The organism is Mycobacterium sp. KBS0706 (genome assembly GCF_005938675.2).
Classification (GTDB): domain Bacteria; phylum Pseudomonadota; class Alphaproteobacteria; order DSM-16000; family Inquilinaceae; genus Inquilinus.
Map to the genome: position 1 here is coordinate 78,599 of NZ_VCCH02000030.1, position 6,488 is coordinate 85,086.

Annotated in this window: 5 protein-coding genes; 3 read left to right on the forward strand and 2 right to left on the reverse strand. The window is 64.4% G+C overall.

What is annotated here, in order from left to right; translation table 11 throughout:
- Nucleotides 1-2: 2 nt before the first annotated feature.
- Nucleotides 3-1,133: a type III PLP-dependent enzyme gene (locus FFK22_RS17970; RefSeq protein ID WP_138893556.1), complete on the reverse strand. Its 1,131-nt coding sequence runs from the start codon at nt 1,131-1,133 to the stop codon at nt 3-5.
- Nucleotides 1,134-1,767: 634 nt separating this feature from the next.
- On the opposite strand from FFK22_RS17970, the gene FFK22_RS17975 reads away from it, so the two are divergent.
- Both FFK22_RS17975 and FFK22_RS17980 read left to right on the forward strand, forming a co-directional pair.
- A complete protein-coding gene (locus tag FFK22_RS17975; RefSeq protein WP_186002527.1) occupies nt 1,768-3,747 on the forward strand; it encodes a transglycosylase domain-containing protein in 1,980 nt (659 codons plus the stop codon).
- A 274-nt stretch (nt 3,748-4,021) separates the two neighbouring features.
- A complete protein-coding gene (locus tag FFK22_RS17980) occupies nt 4,022-4,801 on the forward strand; it encodes a universal stress protein (RefSeq protein WP_186002528.1) in 780 nt (259 codons plus the stop codon).
- Between the two features lie 128 nt (nt 4,802-4,929).
- On the opposite strand, the gene FFK22_RS17985 is transcribed toward FFK22_RS17980, so the two are convergent.
- Nucleotides 4,930-5,553: a hypothetical protein gene (locus FFK22_RS17985; RefSeq protein WP_138893645.1), complete on the reverse strand. Its 624-nt coding sequence runs from the start codon at nt 5,551-5,553 to the stop codon at nt 4,930-4,932.
- A gap of 297 nt (nt 5,554-5,850) precedes the next feature.
- On the opposite strand from FFK22_RS17985, the gene FFK22_RS17990 reads away from it, so the two are divergent.
- Complete coding sequence (locus tag FFK22_RS17990; RefSeq protein WP_138893646.1) at nt 5,851-6,327, forward strand: hypothetical protein; 477 nt, start codon at nt 5,851-5,853, stop codon at nt 6,325-6,327.
- Nucleotides 6,328-6,488 lie beyond the last annotated feature (161 nt).

Sequence of the window (6,488 nt, forward strand, 5' to 3'; positions counted from 1 at the left end):
GTTCAGATGTAATAGGCCTTGAGGGGGGCGAAGCCGTTGAAGGCGACCGCCGAATAGGTCGTCGTGTAGGCGCCGGTGCCGTGGATCAGCACCTTGTCGCCGATCGCGAGCGAAACCGGCATCGGGTAGGGCGTCTTCTCGTACAGCACGTCGGCGCTGTCGCAGGTCGGGCCGGCCAGGATCGCCGGCTCGGCCGCATCGCCGTCATGCACCGTGCTGATCGGGTAGCGGATCGCCTCGTCCATCGTCTCGGCCAGGCCGCCGAACTTGCCGATGTCGAGATAGACCCAGCGGGTGTTGTCGTTCGCCGACTTGTTCGAGATCAGCACCACCTCGGTCTGGATCACGCCGGCATTGCCGACCATGCCGCGGCCCGGCTCGATGATGGTCTCGGGCAGGCGGTTGCCGAAATGATTGCGCAGGCTGGCGTCGATGGCACGGCCATAGGCCTCCGCCGTCGGCACCTCCTTCAGGTACTTGGTCGGGAAGCCGCCGCCGAGATTGACCATCTTCAGCTCGATGCCCTGGGCCGCCAGGTCGCGGAAGATCGACGCGGCCGATTCCAGCGCCTGGTCCCAGGCGCCGGTGTCGCGCTGCTGCGACCCGACATGGAACGACACGCCATAGGCGTCGAGGCCGAGGCCCGGCGCCATCGCCAGCAGCTCGCGCGCCATGCTCGGCTCGCAGCCGAACTTGCGCGACAGCGGCCATTCGGCGCCCTCGCCCGAGGTCAGGATGCGGCAGAAGACGCGGGCGCCCGGCGCGACCTCGGCGATCTTGCGCAGCTCCGCCTCGCTGTCGAAGGCGAACAGGCGCACGCCCAGCGCATAGGCGGTGGCGATGTCGACCCGCTTCTTGATGGTGTTGCCGAAGGAGACGCGGTCCGGGGTGGCGCCGGCGGCCAGCGCGTCGCGGATCTCGACCACGCTGGCGGTGTCGAAGCACGAGCCCAGCGCGGCCAGCAGCGACAGGATCTCCGGCGCCGGGTTGGCCTTCACCGCGTAGAAGATGCGGCTGTCGGGCATGGCGGCGGCCAGCGCCTGGTAGTTGCCGGCCACGACGTCGAGGTCGAGCACCAGGCAAGGCGTCTCCGGACGTCGCTCTTCCAGGAAGGAGGCAATCTTGGTGTTCATGGGGACTGATCCCTCACGGCAAGCCAGTTCAAACCAAACCGTTGCCTGAGGCGCCCGCCTCTGCTCACCGGCGACGAAACCCGGCGGCACATGCGGATCCGGATCGCAGAGACGGGATCGCGGGACGACGCCAAGGGCGCCACCCGTCAACACCATCCAGACAATCACGGAAGAGGAACCCTCTCCGCACCTGCAACCGAAAAACTTCTCTTCAACCCAGCCGGCCGAAGCCGGACAGACCGAGGAGACGCGTGACGTCGTTGCTGTGCCCTCCGGGTTCAAACCGGCGGGCCGGGGCACGTGCGAATACGTTCCGAGAGGTCAAATACGGTCGGTGTCCCCGTGATGCAAGTGAAATTTTGTTGTCGAGAAATTTACTCCGTCACCGCGGCGCCACAGCCTCAGCCTATCTCTAAATTCCGCCTCATTCCGGCTTGATATTGCGGGATTCTCGCGAGATAAAGTTTACATTATGACGACCCGCTCTTCCGGCAAGCCTGCCTTGCGTGCCACCGGTGGCCGCTCCCGGACGAGCACGTCCGCCGGCAAGTCCCCGCCGCGCCGACCCAAATCGACGTCCAAATCGACTCAGAGGCCCCGCAAGTCCTCGGGCCGCCGGCACTGGCTGTGGGGCGTGGCGAAATGGGGCGCGGTGCTGTCGATCTGGGGCGTGATCGCGCTCGGCGTGGTCGTCGCCTATTTCGCCTATGACCTGCCCGACATCCGCCAGGTGGCGATGCCGGAGCGGCGGACGGCGATCACCGTGGTCGCCGACGATGGCGGCCAGATCGCCCGCTATGGCGACATGACCGGCGACATGGTCCAGGCCTCGGCCCTGCCGAAGCACCTGACCGAGGCGGTGCTGGCGATCGAGGACCGCCGCTACTACCACCATTACGGCATCGACCCGATCGGCGTGGCCCGGGCGCTGTGGGTGAACTACCGGGCCGGCCGCGCGGTGCAGGGCGGCTCCACCATCACCCAGCAGGCGGCCAAGAACCTGTTCCTGACGCCGGAGCGCACGGTCCGCCGCAAGATCCAAGAGGCGATCCTGGCGGTGTGGCTGGAGATGAACTTCTCCAAGGACCAGATCCTCACCGCCTATCTCAACCGGGTCTATTTCGGCTCCGGCACCTACGGCATCGACGCCGCCGCCCGCGCCTATTTCGGCGTGCCGGCCCAGGATGTGAACCTGGAGCAGGCGGCGATGCTGGCCGGCCTGCTGAAGGCGCCGTCGCGCTACGCGCCGGACCGCAACCCCGAGGCGGCGCGGCAGCGTGCCGATGTGGTGCTGGGGGCGATGGTCGATGCCGACTTCATCACCGACAAGGAGCGGGCGGCCGCCGCCGACCAGCCGCCGGTGCCGCCGCGCCGGCCGGGGGGCGGCTCGGGCAGCCGCTACTTCGCCGACTGGGTCGCCGACCAGGTGCCGGATTTCGTCAACACCGCCGCCCCGGCCCTCAGGGTCGAGACCACGCTGGTGCCGTCGCTGCAGCGCGCGGCCGAGAGCATCGTCGACGCCCGCATGGCGGAGGATGGCGGCAAGGTCGGCGCCAGCCAGGCGGCGCTGGTGGCGATGCGGCCGGACGGCGCAGTGGTCGCCATGGTCGGCGGCCGCGGCTACAGCCAGAGCCAGTTCAACCGCGCGGTGACGGCGCAGCGCCAGCCCGGCTCGTCGTTCAAGATGTTTGCCTATCTGTCGGCGGTGGAGCAGGGGCTGACGCCGGACAGCCTGGTGCTGGACGCGCCGATCACGATCAAGAATTGGTCGCCGGGCAACTATGACGGCAAGTTCCATGGCGAGGTGACGGCGCGCGAGGCGCTGGCGAAGTCCTACAACACCGCCGCGGTGCGCATGCTGCAGCGGGCCGGCATCAACCGGACGATCGAGCTGGCCCGCCGGCTCGGCATCGCCTCGCCGCTGCGGCCGGAGCTGTCGCTGGCGCTGGGCACCAGCGAGGTCAACCTCTTGGAGCTGACCGCGGCCTATGCCGCGCTGGCCAACCAGGGCAACGGCGTCTGGCCCTATGGCGTCGAGCGCATCGGCCCGCCGGGCGAGGCGGCGCTGTACACCCGCTTCGGCGGCGGCCCGGGCGAGGCGGTGCTGCCCTGGCATGTCGAGGCGATGAACCGGATGCTGGGGGCGACCATGACCATCGGCACCGGCCGCAGCGCCCGGCTGGACGACCGGCCCTCGGCGGGCAAGAGCGGCACGAGTCAAGGTTACCGCGACGCCTGGTTCATCGGCTTTACCGCCGATTACGTGGTCGGCGTCTGGGTCGGCAACGATGACGGCACGCCGATGGACAAGGTGACCGGCGGCAGCCTGCCGGCGAAGATCTGGCACGATTTCATGGTCGAGGCCGAGCGCGGCAAGCCGGCCCGGCCGCTCTTGGGCGTCGACGGGTCGCTGCCGGCCGCAGTGGCCACGGTGGGAGGGGGCGGCGGGGCCGCCGCGCCGGCCGCCATCGCGCCGACGGTCACGGTTACTCCGGGCGCGCCGAAGGTGCTGGTGCCGCCCACGGCGGTCACCGCTCCGACGGTGCAGCCGGCGAAGCAGGAACTCGACCAGGGCGGACTGGAGGGCCTGCTGGGGCGACTGGGGAACGGGTGAGGGGTTCGGCGCGGCTTGGCGGACGGAGCCGGGCGCGTTCTTTTTGACGACGGGCCGCCCGGTTCTGGGCAGCGCCTTATCGACCAGCAGTGTTCCGCAAAGGGTGAGATTCCGGACATTGCCCAATCGTCTCCGAAGCGGACGTCCAATGGCCCCGATGTATGCATCCGGCACCAATGCCATATATCAATCCTGGAGTGCGGTTTCGTCCGCTCTCCGCCAAGAGGCGCATGCCTCGAAATAGATGCCGGCACTGGCCGGCCAAGGAGGCCCGATGCCTTACAAGGATATCGTGGTATTCCTCGATGCAACGAGCGACACCCCGGCCCGGCTCGACCTCGCGATCTCCCTCGCCCAGGAACACGGGGCAAGACTGCTCGGCGTCGACGTTAGCACGTCGGCGGCGTTCGAGGGGCGATGGAAGGATCAGGCGACTGGCCTTCAGGCTCTGTTCCAATCCCGGCTGGACAGCGCCGATCTCGATGGCGAGTTCCGGGCTGCTGATCGCTCTGCCGACAGCTGGAAATCGCTCTATGCTCATTTCGCCGACCTGGTCATCGCCACCCAGCGTCACGAGACCAACGCGGAAGTCGTCTTGCCCGCGGTTCCTCAGGATGTCCTGCTCTCGGCGGGGGTGCCGCTCATCGTGCTCCCGCCCGACTGGCAACCAGAGCCCGTGGGCCGGAATATCGTTCTCGCCTGGAATGCAAGCCGCGAGGCAACTCGCGCCGTTCACGACGCGCTGCCGCTTTTGTCTCGTGCCGAAAAGGTGACACTGTTCGAGTTTGCGCCGCCAGCCGACCAGACAGAATCGGCGCCAGGTCTGATGGCGGACCATCTTCGCCGGCACGGTATCGATGCCGAGTTGTTCACTTGGCCGGATACAGGCGACAATTCCCTGCTCGACGCCCTATTTTCCTGCCTTGACCGGCAGCGGGCGGACCTCATCGTTGCCGGCGCCTACGGCCATTCCCCATTGTTTGAGCGCCTGCTCGGCGGCGTGAGCCAGGATCTGATCCACAATGTGTCGATGCCGGTTCTGATGTCGCATTAGCGGCGACTCGACCGTCCGGAAGCGGAAGTGTGTGGAGCGAACTCCGCTCTGGAAAGCGGACAAGGCTCGAATCGGCCCGGAGCGGTCACGAGGCTTGATCTTAATGGTCTTTCTTGCTCACACAACAACTATATCGTTCCGCCAAGATCTCCATAGAGACGAAATACGGGCCAATACTCCACATTCCTGCCGGGTTCGTAGTCTAAAAGTAGGAACGTGCTCGCGATGTTGGGATGCGGACCCATTTGGATATCGGCGAGCCAGTCGCGCACTTGGCCCGAACTCAACCAAGGTTCGGCGCAATGGATAAGAAGCACATCGATCGATTTTCCGTTCTTTTCATATTTGTTGCCCTTCTTCTGTATGACCTCGTTCAGTTTCGAGGCCAACCGGGGCTTCGACCACTGCATGTCATGGAAGAGCTGGCCGGCGTGAGGCGTTTCGTTCTTTGCAGCCCGCCTCTTGTGCTCAGATTCAATGAGTTGGACAAGCTCGACACCGAGGCGTTGCCCCCCAACGGAAACGTAGCAATCAGGCGGATCATCGTGATTGCGTTCAGGGTCGCCAACCGTCAGGCCGAATTCGGCCACGATTGACCTACACCACTCTCTGGCCGTGTTCAGTTCTACTGTGACCTTGTCATCCGCGTTCTCATAGTTAAAGACACCGGCGTAGCCGTGCGCTCTGTTCCCGATCTTAATCCAACGGTTGATCCATTGTCTGAGTTGATCCACTTCGTCAGAATCGATCACGCTCTGAACTCCCTAAGAAACGCCGTTTGATTCAAGTATAAGCGTTTTAGCTACTGGCGAACAAACGCCCCGTATCTCCGCGCCTGCGACCGCATTGGGCTCGGTCCTCCTTGGGCCGCCCTTCTCGGTCAGCCAAGCCCACGGCCGGCTGCCCCAGAGCCGACATCAACCTCCGCTCTGGAAAGCGGACAAGGCTCGAATCGACCCAAAGCGGTCACGGCTAGCGAATGCAACCCTGGTCGACAAGCTACGGATTGGAACGACCCTATTACTGCCATTTTCTTGGAGATCCAGAAGATGAAAGCCATATTTTTTGGCGCAATTATCCATCTCTGGATTAGCCATACGGCAGCCTTTGCCGAGCAAGGCGAGCCTTCGATCGTCATCCCGTCGAGCGACTTAAAGGTCAAGGCCGATATATTTATGGACCGGGAAAACAAAGAATTCGACATCTATCTTACGTCTCAAGACAGCAATGACCTATGCATCGATGAAACGCTATGGCCAGCGAATGGAACGGTCGATAACTGTGTGCCGATGGGAAAGGTGCGGTTGTTCCTACTTCAGGATGGCCGCGTCATTCCGTACGGCATCAATTTATGTTCTGAATGTAGCCCTTCCGTAGGGGTGCCAGGAGAGTGCAAGATTCGGATAGCTCCGGGGGAGACTATTTCTGGCTTTCTCCGATTCAAGGATTTCGCAGGAAGTATTGCAGAGGATGGTGCGGCGCGGCAGACCCTAGTGTTTCCAAATAGGGCATATTACTGCAAATGATTTCTAGATAGTCATTCGGGAAGATCGAGTCGCATTTTGCAGCGCAGCAACTCAGGAGCGAATTTCCCCTTTCCGCCCTTCTCGGCCGGCCAGGCCCAATCGAGGCCGTCCGAAAGCGGCCGTCGCGCCCGACGCCGGAGAGCGGACATGACCGCACGCGA